This is a genomic window from Catenuloplanes nepalensis (genome assembly GCF_030811575.1).
GTDB classification, from domain to species: domain Bacteria; phylum Actinomycetota; class Actinomycetes; order Mycobacteriales; family Micromonosporaceae; genus Catenuloplanes; species Catenuloplanes nepalensis.
Genome location: NZ_JAUSRA010000001.1, coordinates 399,056 through 417,383, shown reverse-complemented (window position 1 = coordinate 417,383; position 18,328 = coordinate 399,056). Strand labels below are relative to the sequence as shown.

Genomic DNA, 18,328 nt, shown 5'->3' with positions numbered 1-18,328 from the left:
GTGAGTTCTCACCCCATCCCAAACCGTGTCCTTACAGCACAGTCAAACCGGGAGACGAAAAGGCCCGCCGGAGAACCGGCGGGCCTTGTCACGTGCGGGTCAGAACCGGTTCGGCAGCCGGTCCAGCGCGTCCGCCCGCCGCCGCTGCGACTCCGCGTCCAGGGTGAGCGTCCCGGCCGCGCAGTAGGTGTCCCCCGGCATCACGCCGTCGACCAGGTAGGCCGTGCCGACGCTCAGCGCGCACGGGTTCGAGCCGAAGATGTAGACGCCGTGGCCGCTCCCGTCCACCGTCACCAGCGAGGACCGCTTCCGGAACTGCTCCCGGAAGAGCTGGGCACCGACGTACGGCGTGGCCGGGTCCCGCAGGTTCTGGATGAGCAGAATGTTGCGCGGACCCCTGTCGTTGATCTTCACGGCCGGCTCGTACTGCTCGTACGGCCAGAACGCGCACGGCGTGATGTTCGCGCCCGCGGCACCGAACAGCGGGTAGCGCTTCCGGTCCTTGGCGACCGCCCGCTTGTACGTCGCCACGTCCTCCGACCAGTCGCTGTCGTTGCACGTCACGGCCAGGAACGAGGAGAGGGCGTTGTCCGGGAAGGACTCCTCCAGCTCGGCGGCCAGTTTCGCCGCCGCGGCCGCGTCCCCGTTCTGCAGCGCCTGCCACCACGGCGCCATCGCCGGGTAGGAGGCCGGGTCGTACAGCCCCGTGAGGACCAGCAGCCGGAAGGTCACACCGTCGATGCCGTTGACCGGTTCCCGGTCGAGCCGGGCCGCGAGCGTCTGGTAGTTCCGCCGCACCTCCGCCACCGTCCGGCCGAGGCCGTAGGTGTCGTGCCGGGCCGCCGCCCACGCCGCGAAGTCCGGGAACGTCTGCTCCATGCCCAGCCCGAACCGGCGGAAGCCCTCATGGTCGAAGGCGGTGGCGCCGACGTTGCTGTCCAGGATGATCCGGTCCGTGGTGCCCGGGAACATCGACGCGTACGCCGCACCCAGCGCCGAACCGTAGGAGGCGCCGAAGTAGCTGGCCTTCCTCTCACCCAGCGCGATCCGGATCGAGTTCAGGTCCCGGCTCGTGTTCGCGGTGGTGATGTGCGGTATCAGCCCCTGGGTGTCGTTCGCCGCGCACTGCTCCGCGACGGCCTTGGAGACGGCCGCGTGCCGGTCCACCGCCGCCTCGTCCTGGGCGTACGGCGGGATGTTCGCCACATAGCCCTCGGCCCCGGTGAGCCCGCAGAGCACCGGCGCCGAGTGCCCGACGCCGCGCGGGTCCATCCCGATGATGTCGTAGGCGTCCAGCAGGCTCGACGGCGCGCCGAAGTTCACCATCAGCCCGGGTATCTCCAGCCCGGTCCCGCCCGGCCCGCCCGGGTTGGTCAGCAGGATGCCGCGGCGCTTCGCCGGATCGGTGCTCGCCAGCCGCGACACCATGACCTCGATCTGCCTGCCGCCCGGATCGCGGTAGTCCAGCGGCACCGGCACCGTGCCGCACTCCAGCACGGTGGGCGCGGCCTTGGCCACCACGTCCTCCGGACACGCCGCCCACGCCACCGTTGACGCGGGCGCCGCGGCCACGGCCGGCACCGCGATCAGCGACGCGGCGACCCCCGTGACGAGCGACAGGGCCATCAGGCCCACGCTCCGACTTCGATTCATACCTCAGCCTCCCGGATGGTGAGTTTCGCCCCCATCCCAAACCATGTCCTCGGGGCAGGGTCAACCCGGAAGACGAAGAAACCCGCCGGCCTCCTCGGAGACCGGCGGGTTCTTCAGGACACGTCGTCAGTGGCTGCTGCCGACTTCCTCGCGCTTCGACGCGGGGTCGACCGGCGGGTGCCCCGGCGAGACCGGAGCCTCGACCGGCTTCTCGATCGGGAAGAAGAAGCCCTTGATCGCCGGCCCGAGGGCGCCGACCCGGTTCATCTTCTTCGGCACGACCCAGCCCGTGTACTCCAGGTGGGTGTGGCCGTGCTCGTCCGGCGCCGCCAGCGGCTGGTGGACCTCGACGAAGCGACCGTCCGGCAGGCGCTTGATGATGCCGGTCTCCACGCCGTGCGCCAGCACCTCACGGTCGTGCTGCTGGAGGCCCAGGCAGATGCGGTACGTCACCCAGTACGCGATCGGCGGGACGATCAGCAGACCGATGCGGCCCGCCCAGGTCATCGCGTTCAGGCTGATGTGGAACTTGTCCGCGACCACGTCGTTGCCGCCGGAGATGGTGGCGATGAGGTAGAACGAGATCGCCATCATGCCGAGCGCGGTGCGGTGCGGGTTGTCGCGTGGGCGCTCCAGCAGGTTGTGGATGCGCTTGTCGCCGGTGAGCCGCGCCTCGATCGCCGGGTACGCCATCGGGGCCGTGATCATCACGATCAGCAGGACACCGGCCGGCCAGAACATCGGCGGGATGACGAAGCCCTCGCCACCGATCGGGATCGGGATGAAGATGTCCCAGTCCGGCATCAGGCGGACCAGGCCGTCCATGAACATGACGTACCAGTCGGGCTGGGAGGCCGAGGAGACCTCCGCCGCCCGGTACGGCCCGAAGAGCCAGATCGGGTTGATCTGGAATGCGCCGGCCATGAACGCGATGACACCGAAGACGGCCATGAAGAAGCCGCCCTGCTTCATCGCGTAGCGCGGGAACATGCGCTCGCCGACCACGTTCTCGTTGGTCCGGCCCGGGCCCGGCCACTGCGTGTGCTTCTGCGCGAAGACCAGGCCGAGGTGCGCCGCGATCAGGCCGAGCAGCAGCGCCGGGATGATCAGCACGTGGGCGATGAAGAACCGCGGAATGATCAGCATGCCCGGGAACTCGCCGCCGAACACGGAGCTGGACAGCCACGAGCCGATGACCGGGAAGGACAGCATGATCGCCGAGGCGATGCGGAGACCGGTGCCGGAGAGGCCGTCGTCCGGGAGCGAGTAGCCGGTGAAGCCGGCGAAGAAGCCCAGGAAGAACAGCGTCACGCCGATGACCCAGTTGGTCTCGCGCGGCTTGCGGAACGCGCCGGTGAAGAACACCCGGAACATGTGGATGACGATCGCGGCCATGAACATCAGCGCGGCCCAGTGGTGCATCTGCCGCATGATCAGGCCACCGCGGACGTCGAACGAGATGTCCAGCGACGACGCATACGCCGCGGACATCATCTGCCCGCGCAGGCCCGGGTAGGAGCCGTTGTAGACGACCTCGCGCATCGACGGGTCGAAGAAGAGGGTCAGGAACACACCGGTCAGCAGCAGGACGACGAACGAGAACAGCGCGATCTCGCCCAGCAGGAAGGACCAGTGGTCGGGGAAGACCTTGTTCAGCAGGCCACGCAGGGGCGTGGAGGCCTGCAGCCGCTCGTCGGCACCGCGCGCCACGTTGCCGGGCACGGCGCCGAGGTCAAGCTTCCGGCGTTTCATGGCCGCTCCCAGAAGTCCGGCCCGACGGTCTCCTTGTAGTCCGACTTCGCCACGAAGAAGCCCTCGCTGTCGACCTCGATCGGCAGCATCGCGAGCCGCTTGTGCGCGGGGCCGAACACTGGCCGGGCGTTGTCAATGATAAGGAACTGCGACTGGTGGCAGGGGCACAGCAGCCGGTTCGTCTGCTGCTCGTAGAGGCTGGCAGGGCAGCCGGCGTGCGAACAGATCTTGGTAAAAGCGACATAGTTCCCGTAGTACGCACCACGGTTGATGTCGTCCGCGTCGGCCGCGGCCGCCGCCTTCCGCGCGTCGTCCTCACGGAGGTGGATCAGCAGCGTGGGCGAGTCGGCCCACTCGTTCGTGTTGCCGTGCGCGATGCCCGGGAACACCGTGATCTGGCCGCCGGCGCTGACGTCCTCCGGGCGGACCGGCGAACCGTCCTGCTGGACCAGGCGGACCAGGTTGCCGTCGTTGTAGACCGGGTTGAAACCGGTCTTGAACATCGACTGGCGCTCGTCGCCGTGCGGGTCCTTGATCAGGCCACCGATCAGCGGTGCGGCCGCGACCACGGCGACCGGCGCGAGGCCCAGGCCGATCGCGCCCTTCAGCAGCGGGCGGCGCTTGAGGCCCAGCTCGTCGAGCATGTAGAGCGCGGTCTCGCCGGTCAGCTTCTGCGACTCCGGGTCCGTGCCGACGTGCCGGTCCTGCACCGAGATCTCGTGCGGCAGCAGCTTCTTGGCCCAGGTCAGGATGCCGAAGCCGATGCCGAGCAGCGCGATGCCGAGCGTGACGCCGAGCAGCGGCGTGTAGAACTTGCTCAGCGTGTACGCGCCGTGCTCGTACTCCCACGGCCAGAAGATGAAGACGCCGAGGAACGCGATCGACGCGATGCCGGTGATCAGGAAGAACATGGCGACGATCCGGACCATCCGCTTCTCGGCCTTGCTGCCGGGCGGAAACTGCGGCTCGTAGTGCACGATCTCGATGTCGTCCCGCCGCGCACCCTCACGGATGATCTCGAAGCGGGAGAGCTTCGGGTCGTTGATGTCCACCGGTTCCGTGGACGGAGTCTTAGTGCTCACGACTTCCCCGCAATCCAGAGGCACGTGAAGACCAGCGCCGTGATGCCGACCAGGAAGATGGCCAGCCCCTCGGTGATCGGGCCGAAGCGGCCGAGGTTGAAGCCGCCCGGGTCGCCGCCGTCCTGCAGCTGGCCGGTGATGTAGGTGATGATGTCCCGCTTCTCGTCCGGCGTGAGCTGGTTGTCACCGAAGACCGGCATGTTCTGCGGGCCGGAGAGCATGGCCGCGTAGATGTGCCGCTCGCTGACGTCGCCGAGCGCCGGCGCGAACTTGCCGGACGAGAGCGCGCCGCCGCCACCGCCGAAGCCGTGGCAGGAGGTGCAGTTGAGCCGGAACAGCTCGCCACCGCGGGAGAGCGCGTCCGGGTCCGCGTTGATGTCGTGGGTCAGCGGGCCGTCCGGGATCTCCGGGCCGCCGCCGAGCTCCTGGATGTACTGCGCGAGCTGCTGCGCCTGCTCGTCGTTGAGCTGCGGCATCTTCTCCTCGGCCTGCGCCTCCTGGCGGACCATGGGCATGCGCCCGGTCTCGACCTGGAACTCGACGGAGGCGGAGCCGACACCGATCAGGCTCGGGCCGCGGCCCTCGACGCCCTGGGCGTTGCGGCCGTGGCAGGTGACGCAGCTGTTGTCGAAGATCTCCTTGCCCTGCTGCGCCGCGGTGGAGAGCGCGACGTCCTCCTGCGCCGAGGCGCTCGGCGCGAGGAACGCGTAAACGCCTCCGGCCAGCATCAGCGCGGCAGCCATCCGCACCGCGGCACCGGCGCGACGCCGGAGCTTGCTCGGCGGCGAGTTACGCCCACGGCGCCACCGCGAGCGGAAGCCGCCGCCGCGGCCCGCACGCCGGGCGGGGGAATCAGAAGTCATGGCAAGGAGTCCTTACGCGGTGGTAGACCGTTCGTGCTCAAGGGACGGGGCGGTGGCCCGGAATGTGACGCCGGCGGATCTACTGGATCCAGTAGATCATCCCGAACAGGGCGATCCACACGACGTCGACGAAGTGCCAGTAGTACGACACGACGATCGCGGAGGTGGCCTGCGCGGGAGTGAAGCGGCCCATGGTGGTCCGGATCATGAAGATGACGAACGCGATCAGACCGCCGGTGACGTGCAGACCGTGGAAGCCCGTGGTCAGGTAGAACATCGAGCCGTACCCGTCAGCGTTGATCTTCACGCCGTGACCGACGAGCGTGATGTACTCGTTCACCTGGCCGAGCACGAAGACCAGGCCCATCACGAACGTGATGGTGAACCAGCGCCGCAGCGAGTGCACGTCACCGCGCTCCGCCGCGAACACGCCCATCTGGCAGGTGATCGACGACAGGACCAGGATCACGGTGAACGTCGTCGCGTACGGGATGTTCAGCGCCTCGGTGTGATGCTCCCACTGCTCCGGAGCCGCGGCCCGGATCGAGAAGTACATCGCGAAGAGGGCCGCGAAGAACATGAGTTCGCTGGAGAGCCACACGATCGTGCCGACGCTGACCATGTTGGGTCGGGTCAGCGAATGGATCCGGCTCTTGTCAATGGCTGCCGCAGTCACGCCGTCATTATTGCCCTATACGTGGGGCGAGGAACGCCGGGGTGGCAATCTTGGGGCGTGTCGAGCACTCGTCCGGGCCGGGCGAGCCTGCTCAGGGCACTGGGCATAGCCTCGTTGACGTGCCTGACGTCGATCGGATTTCCCTCGCGACCTCGGCTTACCCGATAGCATCGGGTGTGGAGCCGCTGACCGGGAGCAAGTTCTTCACCGAGGCCAGCGTGGACAGCTGGCTCGCCGCGGGCCTGGTCGTGGGCGCCGCGCTCTACCTCTACGGCGTGTACCGGCTGCGGCTGCGCGGCGATCACTGGCCGGCGCTGCGCACGTTCTGCTTCCTCGGGCTCGGCTTCGGCTCGGTCGCGATCGTGACGCTGAGCGGCCTCCACGCGTACGACACCACGGTCATCTCGGTCCACATGGTCCAGCACATGGTGCTGTCGATGGTGGCGCCGATCTTCCTGGCCCTGGGCGCGCCGGTCACGCTGGCGCTGCGGGTGCTGCCCAAACGGCCCAAGGCCACGCTGCTGTCGGTGCTGCACAGCCGGGTCGCCAAGGTGGTGACGCACCCGCTCTACGCCTACGCGATCTTCGTCATCAACCCGTTCGTCCTCTACTTCACCGGCCTCTACCGGGTCAGCCTGGAGAACTCGTTCGTCCACGAGCTGGTCCACCTGCACTTCCTGGCGACCGGCTGCCTGTTCTTCTGGCCGCTGCTCGGCCTGGACCCGCTGCCGAACCGCTGGCCATACCCGGGGCGGGCGCTGCTGATGCTGCTCAGCGTGCCGTTCCACACCGTGCTCGGCCTGACGATCATGCAGAGCACCACGCTGCTCGGCGGCGACTGGTACCCGAACCTGGGCCTGACCTGGCTCGATCCGTACACGGACCAGAAGACCGCGGGCGGCATCCTCTGGGCCGGCGGCGAGATCGTCAGCGTGACCATGCTCGGCGTGCTGATCCTGCAGTGGATCCGCCAGTCGGAGCGCGAGGCCCGCCGGGTGGACCGGCAGCTGGACCGGGAGGAGGCCGCCTCGGCTTCAAAAGATCAAAATCCCGCCGAGGGTACGGATGAGATCAGGCGTGCCGGGGCCTCCCCTACCGGCGGCTGACGAGTAGCATCCGCACGACGGCTGCGACGCACCTCACAGGCGCCGCGACCGTCGCAGTGCACCCGAACCCGCAGGTGCACCGGAACCATTTGCACCCGGACCACGGAACGGAGCGCAGCGGATCATGAGCAGCGGCGAGAGCAACCCGCAGGCGGGCACCTACACGGTCCTGCTCTACAGCGACGACGCGAAGGTGCGCGATCACATGCGCCTGGCGATCGGCACCCGCCCCGCGCCCGGCCTGACCGTCGAGTTCGCGGACGCGGCCAGCTGGGAGGAGTGCCGCCGGCTGGTCGACGACTACGAGATCAGCCTGATGGTCCTGGACGGCGAGGCCAGCCCGGCCGGCGGCCTCGGCATCGCCCGGCAGGTCAAGGACGAATACAAGACCCCCCCGCCGGTGATCGTCGTGATCGCCCGCGCGGCGGACCGCTGGCTGGCCGCGTTCGCCGAGGCCGACGCCACCCTGGTGCACCCGCTGGACCCGGTGGCGACCGGCCGGGCCGTGGCGGCGATGCTCCGCTCCGGCAAGGCACCGCAGATCACCAGCGCATGAGTCGGTAGCCGACGTGGGCGAGCCACGCCGCAGGCCGGCCACCCACGTCGCTACCGACTCCGAACCGACATAACCCCCCTTAGATCCTCGGGAGGCCCACGATGGGCGAACGGACCTGGCCGAATCTGCTCACCGCACTGCTGCGAGCCGACGAGCTGTCCACCGAGGACACCTGGTGGGCGATGAACGAGATCGTCACCGGGAACGCGACCCCCGCGCAGGTCGCCGGCTTCGCGGTCGCGCTGCGGGCCAAGGGCGAGACCGCGGCCGAGCTGTCCGGCCTGGTCGACGCGATGCTGGCGAACGCGGTGCCGGTGACGCTGCCGGAGGAGATCCGCACCGGCGCGGTCGACATCGTCGGCACCGGCGGCGACCGCGCGCACACGGTGAACATCTCGACGATGGCCGCGGTCGTGGTGGCCGCGGCCGGCGTGCCGGTGGTCAAGCACGGCAACCGGGCCGCCTCCTCCTCGTGCGGCGCCGCCGACCTGCTGGAACACCTCGGCATCCCGCTCGACCTGGGCCCGGCCGGCGTGGCCCGGACCGTGTCGGAGGCCGGCATCGGCTTCTGCTTCGCGGCCCGCTTCCACCCCGGCTTCCGGTTCGTCGGCCCGCCGCGGCGCGAGCTGGGCGTGCCGACCGCGTTCAACTTCCTCGGCCCGCTGACCAACCCGGCGCGCCCCACCTCGGGCGCGGTCGGCTGCTTCGATACGCGGATGGCGCCGGTGATGGCCGGCGTGTTCGCGTCCCGCGGCGACTCCGTGCTGGTCATGCGCGGCGAGGACGGGCTGGACGAGTTCAGCACGGCCGCGCCGACCCGGGTCTGGGTCGCGGCCGGCGGCACCGTCACCGAGCAGGTGATCGACGCGGTGGAGCTTGGCCTGCCCCGCTCCGCCCCGGGCGACCTGCGCGGCGGTGACGTGGCGTTCAACGGTGACGCCGCACGGCGCTTCTTCGCCGGCGAGACCGGCCCGATCCGCGACGCCGTGCTCCTCAACGCGGCCGCGGGCTTCGCCGCCCGCACCGGCGCACTGTCCGGTGACCTCCGGGAAGCGCTCAGCGACGGTCTGAAGCGGGCCGCCGAGGCCGTCGACTCCGGCGCCACCGAGTCGCTGCTGGCCAGGTGGGTCGACGCCGCCACCACCGCCAAAGCGGCTGAGTAGCTGGTCGGCGCTGCGCTTATGGTCGCTGAGCCTCTGGTCGCCCGCGCCTCACAGAGTTTCTGGTCGTCGCTCCGCTCCTCCGGCTCGACGCCACTCCCGGCGCTGACACGTCCACCGGCAGACGAAAACCGTGTCTGTCGCTGGGCCGCGCCAGCTCTGGTCGCCCGCGCCTCACGTGAATGGGCCGGCTTTCGGGCGAACAAGTACCTCGGGGTGTGGTTGATGTAGGTCACGCCGTACCGTGGTGTGATCTTGATCTTGGTATTGTGATTTGTCTGTTTTGTGTGACACGCCGGGACGAGGTCCCACTTTTTCGTGACCGGCGGTGGCACTTTGGAATCACATTCGGGTAATTCCCCACCCTTCCCCGAGGAGGTACCCGTGGAAGACACAGAGATGCACTGCGTCATCTGCCAGCGCGAGATGCCGTTCGAGATCCCGCCGTGCGAGGACGATCACGAGGACTGCCCCGAGCTGGTCTGCACCGGCTGCGGGGCCGCCATCGTGCTGCAGCCGATCACCATGCGGGTCTGGCGGCGGACACCCGGCAACCGGGTCGCGCCGATCCAGCGCCGCGCCGCCTGAGATCCCGCAGGACAGCGAAAAGCGCCGCACCCCGACGCGGGGTGCGGCGCTCTCGTGCGTAATCCCTAGAACTCGACCGGCCGGCGGGTGCCGGAGTAGTACTCGAAGAGCAGGCCGCACGCGGAGAAGATGACCGCGATCAGGCCGATGCCGATCAGCCACCACATGAAGAAGACCAGGCCCAGCGCGGTGAGCGCGCAGGAGAGCGCCAGGCCGAACGGCCAGTAGCTGCCCGGGCTGAAGAAGCCGACCTCGCCCGCGCCCTCGGCGATCTCCGCGTCGGCCCGGTCCTCCGGACGCGGGTCGATGCGCCGCGAGACGAACCAGAAGAAGCCGGCGCACATCGAGCAGAGCAGGCCGGAGAGGATCAGCGCGACCGTGCCGACCCACTCCAGCTGACCGACGTCCGAGTCGCCCTGGGTCCAGAACCCGTAGAGCGCGGCCGCGGCGAAGAGGAAGATGGCAACCCCGCCGAACATCCGATATTCAGCCTTCATGGATTGCCCCTACCTTCCTTCGCCCTCGGCCTGCGAGCCGCTGAAGTTGTTGTTGTCGCGCTTGGTCTCGAACGGGAACGTCGTGATCGCGAACCGGTCGTCGCCGGTGAAGCCGATCGTCGCCATCGCCTCGGGCGTCGACTGACCGGCCTGCTTCGCGGCCAGGAACTGCTGGTAGCGGCCCGGGTCGACGGAGACCAGCTCGAAGTTCATCATCGAGTGGTAGGTGCCGCACAGCTCGGCGCAGCGACCGACGTAGCGCCCCTCGGTGTCGATCGTGACCTCGAAGACGTTGCGCGCGCTGCCCGGGAGCACGTCGCGCTTGAACAGCAGCTCCGGCACCCAGAACGAGTGGATCACGTCGCGGCTGGTCTCCTCGAACCGGATCTTCTGACCGGTCGGCAGGACCAGCAGCGGGATCTCGTCGGTCGAGCCGATCGTGGAGGCGAGCACCTCGGCGTCCTCACCCGGGCCGGCCAGGTAGTTGAACTGCCAGTTCCACTTGAACGCGACGACCTCGACGGTCACGTCCGGGTCCTTGGAGATGTTGTCCACGTTGGTCTGCACGATGGCGGTGTAGTAGAAGAGCACGCACACCACGAGCACCGGCGTGACCGTGTAGAGCACCTCCATCGGCATGTTGAACCGCGTCTGCGGAGGCAGCTCCTCGCCGCGCTTCCGGTAGCGGATGACGCACCAGAAGATCAGGCCCCACACGAAGACGCCGACCACGAGGGCCGCGACCACGGAGCCGATCCACAGGTCGTACATCTTCTGGCTCTGGGGCGTGATCCCGCCCTGCGGCCAGCCGAAGCCACCGAAGGCCGCACCGACGTCGCAGCCGCTCAGCAGGGCGACCAGCAACACGCCGCCGAAGCCGAGTCCGGCGATCCGCCGGTTGCGGGAGCCGTTGTCCCGTCCCGTGTCCGAGGCGCGCACGCCCGAACCCTTTGCGACCACTGCTCCTGCCTCTCCTTCGCGGTACATGTTGCTCATTCGCGCACCATGCCTCACCGCCGTGTGATACAACCGGCCGCGTCGGTCTTTTCAGGCCCCGCAGGCCGGTCCCGCATTCCGGTGATCGCCCGATGGACGGCACCGACGACCGCAGATTACTCGACCTGGCCTCGGCGCAAGCCCCAGGGGTCCGCGTGTCCGGCGCTTTGTGATCACGGCGAACATCTGGACGATACCGTTTGGCGCGTGTCCTCAACCGCGCAACCCGGACCTTCGACGGCCTACCTCGACGCCGCCTCCGCGGTTCCCCTGCATCCGGTCGCCAAACAGGCGATGATGGCCGCGCTCGCCGACGGCTGGGCCGACCCCGGCAAGCTCTACAGCCAGTCGCGCAGGGCGCGGCAGCTGGTGGAGGCCGCGCGCGCGACCGTCGCGGAGTGCCTCTCGGTCCGCCGCGAGGAGCTGTTCTTCACGTCCAGCGGGACCACCGCGGCGCACGCGGCCGTGCTGGGCGGACTGGCCGGCCGGCGCCGGGCCGGCGCGACCTTTGTGCACTCCGCGATCGAGCACTCCGCCGTGCTGCACGCCGCCACCGCCGCGGGCGCGCCGGTCACCAGCGTCGGCGTCAGCATGAAGGGGCGGCTCGACCTGGGCGCGTGGGAGGCCGCGGTGACGGCGCCGGGCGTGGCGCTGGCCGCGCTGATCAGCGCGTCGCACGAGGCCGGGACCGTGCAGCCGGTCTCCGCGGCCGCGGAGATCTGCGCGGAGGCCGGCGTGCCGCTCTACGTGGACGCGGCGCAGTCGATCGGGCGGATGGGCGTGCCGCCGGGCTGGTCGCTGCTGACCGCGAGCGCGCGCAAGTGGGGCGGGCCGTCCGGCGTGGGCGTGCTGGTGATCCGGAAGAGCATGCGCTGGGTGTCGCCGTACCCGGAGGACGAGCGGTCCTATGCCCGTACCCCCGGCGCCATCGATCTTCCGGCCATCGTCGGGGCCGCGGCCGCGCTGCGGGCGGTGACCACGGACGCGGCCGCGGAGGCGAAGCGGCAGTCCGCGCTGGTCGACCGGATCCGCACCGAGGTGCCGCGGCTGGTGCCGGACGTGGAGGTGGTCGGCGACCCGGTCGAGCGGCTGCCGCACCTGGTCACGTTCTCCTGCCTCTACGTGGACGGCGAGGCGCTGCTGCACGCGCTGGACCGGCGCGGGTTCGCGGTCTCGTCCGGCTCGTCGTGCACCTCGTCCACGCTGCGGCCGAGCCACGTCCTCGAGGCGATGGGCGTGCTGTCGCACGGCAACGTGCGCGTGTCGCTGCACCGCGACACCACCTCGGAGGACGTGGACCGGTTCCTGGCCGAACTCCCCGGCATCGTGGCCGGGTTGCGCGCGGAGACTGGACTCTAGGGCTCCCTAGCGGTACGCGGAGATGGTCCGGCCGTCGTGGAAGACGAACGCGCGGTTGACGCCGAGCGCGACGCGGCTGCCGCCGTACTCGCCGAGCGGGAGGCGGCGCAGCTCACGGCCGTCCTCGGCGCGCAGCGCGAGCAGCCGGCTGACCGGCATGTCGGTGTTGCTGACCAGCCAGACCACGCCGTTGCCGACGGTGATGCCGCCGTACGGACGGGCGCCCGCCGCGGTCCACAGACGCCGGCCGGTCCGGTTGTCGAACGCGGCGATCCGGTGGTCGTCCGGGACACTCAGGTCGTCGGCGGCGGCGTAGAGCCGGCCGTCGGCCGCGGTCAGGTCGTAGTGACGGTGCGACGTCGGCGCGCACCAGGACCGCCGGCCGTCCTTCGCCCGGTAGGCGCAGAGCCGGTCGCCGGCCACGAACACGCCGTCCGCGTCGGCCGCGATGCTGACCACGCCGGCGACCGGCCGCTGCCAGAGACGCCGGTTGCCGGCGGTGAGCACCGTGACCAGCGCCGGGGAGTCGTCCACGATCGGCTCCGGCTCCTGGCCCGGCGGGATGATGTCGTCGCCGTGCAGCTCGTCCCGGTCCTGCCAGGTGCGGATCGCGATCCGGTCGCCGGCCGCGACCGCGACCGGGCTGCCGCCGGCCAGCTCGCGCGTCCAGACCCGGCGGCCGGAGTCCGCGCGGAACGCGTGCAGCACGGTCCGCTCGCAGGTGTCGCCCTCGTAGCGGCCGCACTCGAACTCGGCCGCGGCCAGGATCAGCCCGCCGGTGGCCAGCACCCAGTCGGCACGCTGGTCACCGCCGAGCCTCGCGGTCCAGCGGTCGGCGCCGTCCGGGCTGTAGGCGCGGACCACACCGTCGTCCGGCGTGATCGTCAACACCGAGTCGCCGTCGGTGACCGGGGCGGCGATCGTGTAGCCGCGCACCGTGGACGCGAACTGCAGGTGCGCGCCGCCCGTGACAGCGCGGCGGACCAGGCCGACCCGGCCGTCGCCGGTCTCCGCGTGATAGATCGCGCCGGCGAAGTAGAGCGGGTCGCCGCTCAGCTCACCGGCCTTCGTGGACCAGGCCCGGGTGAGCATCGCGACCTGACTGAGCGTCGGGCCGTTCGTGTCCGCGACCGGCGGTTCCAGGACCGGGTCGACGGACGCGGCGAGGGCCGGGCCGGGGACGAACGTCGCCATCAGGGCCGCGGCCAGCAGTGTTCTCTTCATGGTGAGAGCCTTTCGTCGGAATTGCGGCTTTAGTATCTGCCGCATTCCGGCCGCTGACCTGCGTTCCTTACATCCATGGCAATGGGTTGAGCCAGAGGGACGTCACTCCCGCCGGACGGCGTCCCTCCGGCTCAACCGAAGTTGATCAAATCCTTTTGACCTTTCGTGCGCCCAGCGCAGGCTCCTGACCGTCCACCGGCTCCGTCGCGGTCAGCGGCGCAGGTAGTCGAGCAGCGAGTCGAGTGGGTCCGATGGGACCGTGGTGTCGACCACGACGCGGGGGCCGGCGTAGGGCTGGTATTCCGCGCGGCGCTCCAGGACGCGGATCCAGTCGACGTCCGCATAGGCCGGGTCGGTGGCCTGGCGGGCCTCGATGCGGCGGCGGTGCTCGTCCTCGTCCGCGCACCAGACCTCGACCACCCGGAGCGGGACCGTGGCCCGGTCCGCCAGGTCGAGCCACAGCTCGCGGGATTCGGCGGCCGGGTTGACCGCGTCGACGATCACCGGCAGGCCCAGGTCCAGCTGCAACTCGGCCAGCGCGGCCACGGCCGCGTACGCCTCGGGGCCGGTCGATCCGAAGGCGCGCTCGATCGGATCGACCGGGAGGACCGGGGCCGGCAGCGCGGCGCCCACCCGGCGGGCGAGCGTGCTCTTGCCGACCCCCGGCAGCCCGGCGAAGACGATCAGCACCGGGCCGGTGCTCACGGGATCAGGTGCGGGCGCACGTCCTCGGCCGCCGCGTCGCCGTAGGACTCGCCGAGCGCCTTGACGAACTGGTCGGGGCGGATCTCGTACTCCTGGGTGCCGATGGTCTCCAGCACGTAGGTGGCGACGAGCGAGCCGATCTGCGCGGACCGCTCCAGGCCGAGGCCCCAGGTGAGGCCCGCGAAGAAGCCGGACCGGAACGCGTCGCCGCCGCCGGTCGGGTCGTACGCCGCGACCTCGCGGGCGACCGGGACGTGGATCGTCTCCATGCCGCGGCCGGAGATCCGGGCGCCGTCCTTGCCGAGCGTGGTGACCTGGATCTTGACCCGGTCCAGAACCTGCGCCTCGCTGAGGCCGGTCTTGCTCTCCAGCAGCGACTTCTCGTACTCGTTGGTGAAGAGGAACTCGGCGCCGTCGATCAGCTTCAGCACGTCGTCGCCCTCGACGCGGGCGAGCTGCTGCGACGGGTCCGCGGCGAAGCGGATGCCGCGCTCCCGGCACTGCTCGGAGTGGCGAACCATGGCGGCCGGGTCGTTCGCGCCGACCAGCACCAGGTCGATGCCGCCGTTGCGCGCCGCGACCGGGGCCAGCTCGATGTTGCGGGCCTCGGCCATCGCGCCCGCGTAGAACGAGGCGATCTGGTTCATCTCGGTGTCCGTGGTGCAGACGAAGCGCGCGGTGTGCGCGACCTCGCTGACGTAGACCGAGCCGCAGTCGACGCCGTGCCGCTCCAGCCACGAGCGGTAGTCGGCGAAGTCCGCACCGACCGCGCCGACCAGGATCGGGCGCAGGCCGAGCTGGCCCATGCCGAACGCGATGTTGGCGGCCACGCCGCCGCGGCGCACCACGAGGTCGTCGACGAGGAACGACAGCGACACCTTGTGCAGCTGGTCGGCCAGGAGCTGGTCGGCGAACCGGCCCGGGAAGTGCATCAGATGGTCGGTGGCGATCGAGCCGGTAACGGCGATCTTCATGTCGGCCCTCAAGTGGTCGGCGACTATAGCCCGGACAGCCTACCGGCACGCCGTCTCCACGTCAGTCGCGCGCCATCTGCCCGTTACCCCTGACCAGCCCAAACGACATCAGGGGGTGCGCAACTGCGCACCCCCTGATGTCAGCGATTCTTAATGGAACGAGTCGCCGCAGGCGCACGAGCCGCCGGCGTTCGGGTTGTCGATGGTGAAGCCCTGGGCGTCGATGCGGTCGGCGAAGTCGATGGTCGCGCCGGTCAGGTAGGGCGCGCTCATCCGGTCCACGACGACCTCGACGCCGCCGAAGTCGTCGACGATGTCGCCGTCGAGCGAGCGCTCGTCGAAGAACAGCTGGTAGCGGAGGCCGGAGCAGCCGCCGGGCTGCACCGCCACGCGCAGCCGCAGGTCGTCACGACCCTCCTGCTCGAGCAGGTTCTTCACCTTCACTGCCGCCACGTCCGTGAGCAGGACCGTGGTCGACGTCTTGGCGGCGGCCTTCGGCTCGGTGTCGGACTCGTAGCCCGAGTCGTAGCCGGAGTCCACGGTCTCGGTGGCGCCCTGCGCTGAAGTGGTCACTTGGAAGTCTCCCTGCGCTGTGCGGATTTATTCCGTCTGTGGCCAACGCATGTCCGCTGACCGTGCATTCCCACCCAGTCTAAAACTTCTCCCAGCCAGCGGCCGTGCGCCGTTGGTCTCACCGGCTGTATTGACCCGCTAGACGCTTCGCGAGCGCGCTGAGCCCTTCCGCCGCTTCCGCCATGCTCACCCGCTCATCGCCGTCGAACAAGTCCATCAGCGAGTACGTCTCGGTGACCCCGGCCGCGGCCGCCTCCCGGCGCCCGGTGCTGACCTGCCCGGCCAGCACCACGCACGGCAGGCCCCGGTCGCGGGCGCCGGCGGCCACGCCGGCGACGACCTTGCCGCGCAGCGACTGGTGGTCGAACGAGCCCTCGCCGGTGATCACCAGGTCGGCCGCGTCCAGCGCCTCGGGCAGGCCGGTGAGACGCGTCACCAGGTCGATGCCGGACTCGCAGCGGCCGCCGAGCGCGAGGATCGCGGCGCCGATCCCGCCGGCCGCGCCCGCGCCGGGGAGGGCGGCCAGGCCGGGTGGCGCCGTGGACAGGCCCTGGAGCAGGCCGCCGAACCGTTCCAGCGCGCGGTCCAGCAGGAACACGTCCTCGCGGCTCGCGCCCTTCTGCGGGCCGTAGACCGCGGACGCGCCGTGCAGGCCGGTGAGCGGGTTGTCGACGTCGGTCGCCGCGATCAGCTCGACGCCACGGGTACGGGGCGCGCCGGTGAGGCTCTCGGCCGCGGTGAGCGCGGCGCCGCCGTACGGGAGCGCGTAGCCGGCCGCGTCCAGCGGGGCGGCGTCCAGCGCGGCGAGCATGCCCGCGCCCGCGTCGTTGACGGCGGAGCCGCCGAGGCCGACCACCACGCGGGTGGCGCCGTGCTCGATCGCGGCGAGGACCAGCAGGCCGAGTCCGTACGAGGTGGTGCGCTTCGGATCACGTTCCGGTGGGGCCAGGAGGTGCAGGCCGCAGGCGTGGGCGCTCTCCACGTACCCCATGGGGCCTTTGATCAGGATTGTGCCTTTTGTCGGACGGCCGAGCGGATCGACCGTGTCGACGATCACCCGGCGGCCGTCCAGGGCCGGCGCGAGCACGTCGACGAAGCCGGGACCGCCGTCGGAGAGCGGGCGCTCGACCAGGTCGTCGGCCTCACTGACGGTCCTCCAGCCGGACGCGACGGCCCGCGCAGCCGCCACCGCGTCGATACTCCCGGCAAACTTATCCGGACAAATAAGGATTCGCACCGCTTCGCACCTCCGGCTATTCCCCTGTCCAGACCATTGTCGGGGATGCATGAATCACATCTGCGGGCCGGTCTCACTGTGAGACAATCTTGCTGTGACATCGACCTGGGTAGAGCCGTCCAACACCGCAACCGCCCTGCTTCTGCTGGGCAGGGGCACCGATCCGGCCTCCGAGGCCGGCGTCGACTGTCCGGGAGATCTTCCCTCGCCGAGCGATCCCGGCCTGGTCGCCCGCGCGATGGCCGCAAAGCTCGCGCTCGGCGATCGCGTCTTCGTGCTGGGGCACCACTACCAGCGCGACGAGGTGATCCAGTTCGCCGATGTGACCGGCGACTCGTTCAAGCTCGCCCGCGAGGCGGCGGCCCGGCCGGACGCGGAGTTCATCGTCTTCTGCGGCGTGCACTTCATGGCCGAGAGCGCGGACATCCTGACCACCGCCTCCCAGAAGGTCATCCTGCCCGACCTCGCGGCCGGCTGCTCGATGGCGGACATGGCCGTGCTGTCGCAGGTCGAGACCGCGTGGGACCTGTTCGAGGACCTCGGCATCGCCGGAGACGTGGTGCCGGTCACGTACATGAACTCGTCCGCCGACATCAAGGGCTTCGTCGGGCGCAACAAGGGTGTGGTGTGCACCTCGTCGAACGCCAAGCGCGCGCTGGACTGGGCGTTCGAGCAGGGGTCCAAGGTGTTCTTCCTGCCCGACCAGCACCTCGGCCGGAACACGGCGGTGCTGGAGATGGGCTACTCGCTGGACGACTGCGTGCTCTACGACCCGCACAAGCCGCACGGCGGCCTCACCCCTGAGCAGTTGCGAGACGCCAAGATGATCCTCTGGCGCGGCCACTGCTCCGTGCACGGCCGGTTCACGCTGCCCGTGGTGGAGGAGGTTCGCGAGCGGGTCCCCGGGGTAAACGTGCTGGTGCACCCGGAATGCCGTCATGAGGTGGTGACGGCGGCCGATTACGTGGGCTCGACGGAGTACATCATCAAGACCGTCGAGGCCGCCCCGGCCGGGTCCGCGTGGGCGATCGGCACCGAGCTCAACCTCGTGCGCCGGCTGGCGAACGCGCACCCGGACAAGCAGATCATGTTCCTCGACCGTACTGTCTGTTACTGCTCGACTATGAATCGCATCGATCTGCCGCACCTGGTCTGGGCTCTGGAAGAACTTGTCGCCGGCCGGACACCGAACCAGATTACGGTCGATCCGGACACTTCGGCATATGCACGATCCGCGCTCGATCAGATGCTTGCGCTGCCGTAACAGGCTCCGGCGGCATCCGTAAGATCCCCGACAGAACCACCGCCGCTCGTCCCGGTTTCGCGC

General features: G+C 70.0%; 18 protein-coding genes. 6 read left to right on the top strand and 12 right to left on the bottom strand.

The features are described 5' to 3' along the window. Nucleotides 1–99: 99 nt before the first annotated feature. From J2S43_RS01860 to ctaE, 5 genes are all read right to left on the bottom strand, one after another. Entirely contained in the window at nucleotides 100–1,626 is a 1,527-nt protein-coding gene (locus J2S43_RS01860) for an alpha/beta hydrolase (protein WP_306826783.1), read from the bottom strand. Nucleotides 1,627–1,779: 153 nt separating this feature from the next. Continuing rightward, the gene (gene qcrB / locus J2S43_RS01855; protein WP_306826782.1) at nucleotides 1,780–3,405 is read right to left on the bottom strand and encodes a cytochrome bc1 complex cytochrome b subunit; all 1,626 of its coding nucleotides are present in this window, start codon (nucleotides 3,403–3,405) and stop codon (nucleotides 1,780–1,782) included. Then, nucleotides 3,402–4,487: a cytochrome bc1 complex Rieske iron-sulfur subunit gene (gene qcrA, locus J2S43_RS01850; RefSeq protein ID WP_306826780.1), complete on the bottom strand. Its 1,086-nt coding sequence runs from the start codon at nucleotides 4,485–4,487 to the stop codon at nucleotides 3,402–3,404. Before qcrA ends, qcrB begins: the two co-directional genes overlap by 4 nt. Next, nucleotides 4,484–5,350, bottom strand: a complete 867-nt coding sequence (gene qcrC, locus J2S43_RS01845) for a cytochrome bc1 complex diheme cytochrome c subunit (RefSeq protein WP_306826779.1) — start codon at nucleotides 5,348–5,350, stop codon at nucleotides 4,484–4,486. The genes qcrA and qcrC overlap by 4 nt, the downstream gene beginning before the upstream one ends. Before the next feature lie 79 nt (nucleotides 5,351–5,429). Then, nucleotides 5,430–6,026 carry an aa3-type cytochrome oxidase subunit III gene (gene ctaE, locus J2S43_RS01840; RefSeq protein WP_306826777.1) on the bottom strand — a complete coding sequence of 199 codons (597 nt, stop codon included), beginning with the start codon at nucleotides 6,024–6,026 and terminating at the stop codon, nucleotides 5,430–5,432. A 176-nt stretch (nucleotides 6,027–6,202) separates the two neighbouring features. Between ctaE and J2S43_RS01835 the strand changes: the two genes are divergently transcribed. The 4 genes from J2S43_RS01835 (at nucleotide 6,203) to J2S43_RS01820 (ending at nucleotide 9,436) form a co-directional block, all read left to right on the top strand. After that, a complete protein-coding gene (locus J2S43_RS01835) occupies nucleotides 6,203–7,132 on the top strand; it encodes a cytochrome c oxidase assembly protein (protein WP_306826776.1) in 930 nt (309 codons plus the stop codon). Nucleotides 7,133–7,256: 124 nt separating this feature from the next. Then, the gene (locus tag J2S43_RS01830) at nucleotides 7,257–7,688 is read left to right on the top strand and encodes a hypothetical protein (protein ID WP_306826775.1); all 432 of its coding nucleotides are present in this window, start codon (nucleotides 7,257–7,259) and stop codon (nucleotides 7,686–7,688) included. A 101-nt stretch (nucleotides 7,689–7,789) separates the two neighbouring features. Then, the gene (gene trpD / locus J2S43_RS01825) at nucleotides 7,790–8,851 is read left to right on the top strand and encodes an anthranilate phosphoribosyltransferase (protein ID WP_306826774.1); all 1,062 of its coding nucleotides are present in this window, start codon (nucleotides 7,790–7,792) and stop codon (nucleotides 8,849–8,851) included. Nucleotides 8,852–9,232: 381 nt separating this feature from the next. After that, entirely contained in the window at nucleotides 9,233–9,436 is a 204-nt protein-coding gene (locus tag J2S43_RS01820) for a hypothetical protein (protein ID WP_306826773.1), read from the top strand. Nucleotides 9,437–9,501: 65 nt separating this feature from the next. On the opposite strand, the gene J2S43_RS01815 is transcribed toward J2S43_RS01820, so the two are convergent. Both J2S43_RS01815 and ctaC read right to left on the bottom strand, forming a co-directional pair. Continuing rightward, nucleotides 9,502–9,933, bottom strand: coding sequence for a cytochrome c oxidase subunit 4 (locus J2S43_RS01815; RefSeq protein ID WP_306826772.1), 432 nt, complete (start codon nucleotides 9,931–9,933; stop codon nucleotides 9,502–9,504). Nucleotides 9,934–9,942: 9 nt separating this feature from the next. Next, nucleotides 9,943–10,920 carry an aa3-type cytochrome oxidase subunit II gene (gene ctaC, locus J2S43_RS01810; RefSeq protein ID WP_370881733.1) on the bottom strand — a complete coding sequence of 326 codons (978 nt, stop codon included), beginning with the start codon at nucleotides 10,918–10,920 and terminating at the stop codon, nucleotides 9,943–9,945. A gap of 216 nt (nucleotides 10,921–11,136) precedes the next feature. Here ctaC and J2S43_RS01805 point away from each other — a divergent pair, with 216 nt between their 5' ends. Then, complete coding sequence (locus J2S43_RS01805) at nucleotides 11,137–12,288, top strand: cysteine desulfurase family protein (protein ID WP_306826769.1); 1,152 nt, start codon at nucleotides 11,137–11,139, stop codon at nucleotides 12,286–12,288. 6 nt (nucleotides 12,289–12,294) lie between these two features. Here J2S43_RS01805 and J2S43_RS01800 read toward each other — a convergent pair whose 3' ends face one another. The 5 genes from J2S43_RS01800 to J2S43_RS01780 form a co-directional block, all read right to left on the bottom strand. Further along, nucleotides 12,295–13,512, bottom strand: a complete 1,218-nt coding sequence (locus tag J2S43_RS01800; protein ID WP_306826768.1) for an outer membrane protein assembly factor BamB family protein — start codon at nucleotides 13,510–13,512, stop codon at nucleotides 12,295–12,297. Between the two features lie 210 nt (nucleotides 13,513–13,722). Continuing rightward, nucleotides 13,723–14,217 carry a P-loop nucleotide/nucleoside kinase family protein gene (locus tag J2S43_RS01795; RefSeq protein ID WP_306826767.1) on the bottom strand — a complete coding sequence of 165 codons (495 nt, stop codon included), beginning with the start codon at nucleotides 14,215–14,217 and terminating at the stop codon, nucleotides 13,723–13,725. Then, the gene (locus J2S43_RS01790) at nucleotides 14,214–15,191 is read right to left on the bottom strand and encodes a carbohydrate kinase family protein (RefSeq protein ID WP_306826766.1); all 978 of its coding nucleotides are present in this window, start codon (nucleotides 15,189–15,191) and stop codon (nucleotides 14,214–14,216) included. The genes J2S43_RS01795 and J2S43_RS01790 overlap by 4 nt, the downstream gene beginning before the upstream one ends. A 150-nt stretch (nucleotides 15,192–15,341) precedes the next feature. Beyond that, nucleotides 15,342–15,656 carry a HesB/IscA family protein gene (locus J2S43_RS01785; protein ID WP_306839144.1) on the bottom strand — a complete coding sequence of 105 codons (315 nt, stop codon included), beginning with the start codon at nucleotides 15,654–15,656 and terminating at the stop codon, nucleotides 15,342–15,344. Between the two features lie 226 nt (nucleotides 15,657–15,882). After that, a complete protein-coding gene (locus J2S43_RS01780) occupies nucleotides 15,883–17,052 on the bottom strand; it encodes a glycerate kinase family protein (protein ID WP_306826765.1) in 1,170 nt (389 codons plus the stop codon). 43 nt (nucleotides 17,053–17,095) lie between these two features. On the opposite strand from J2S43_RS01780, the gene nadA reads away from it, so the two are divergent. Next, nucleotides 17,096–18,265 (top strand): quinolinate synthase NadA, encoded by a 1,170-nt coding sequence (nadA, locus tag J2S43_RS01775; protein WP_306826764.1) that lies wholly within the window; start codon nucleotides 17,096–17,098, stop codon nucleotides 18,263–18,265. Nucleotides 18,266–18,328: the final 63 nt, after the last annotated feature.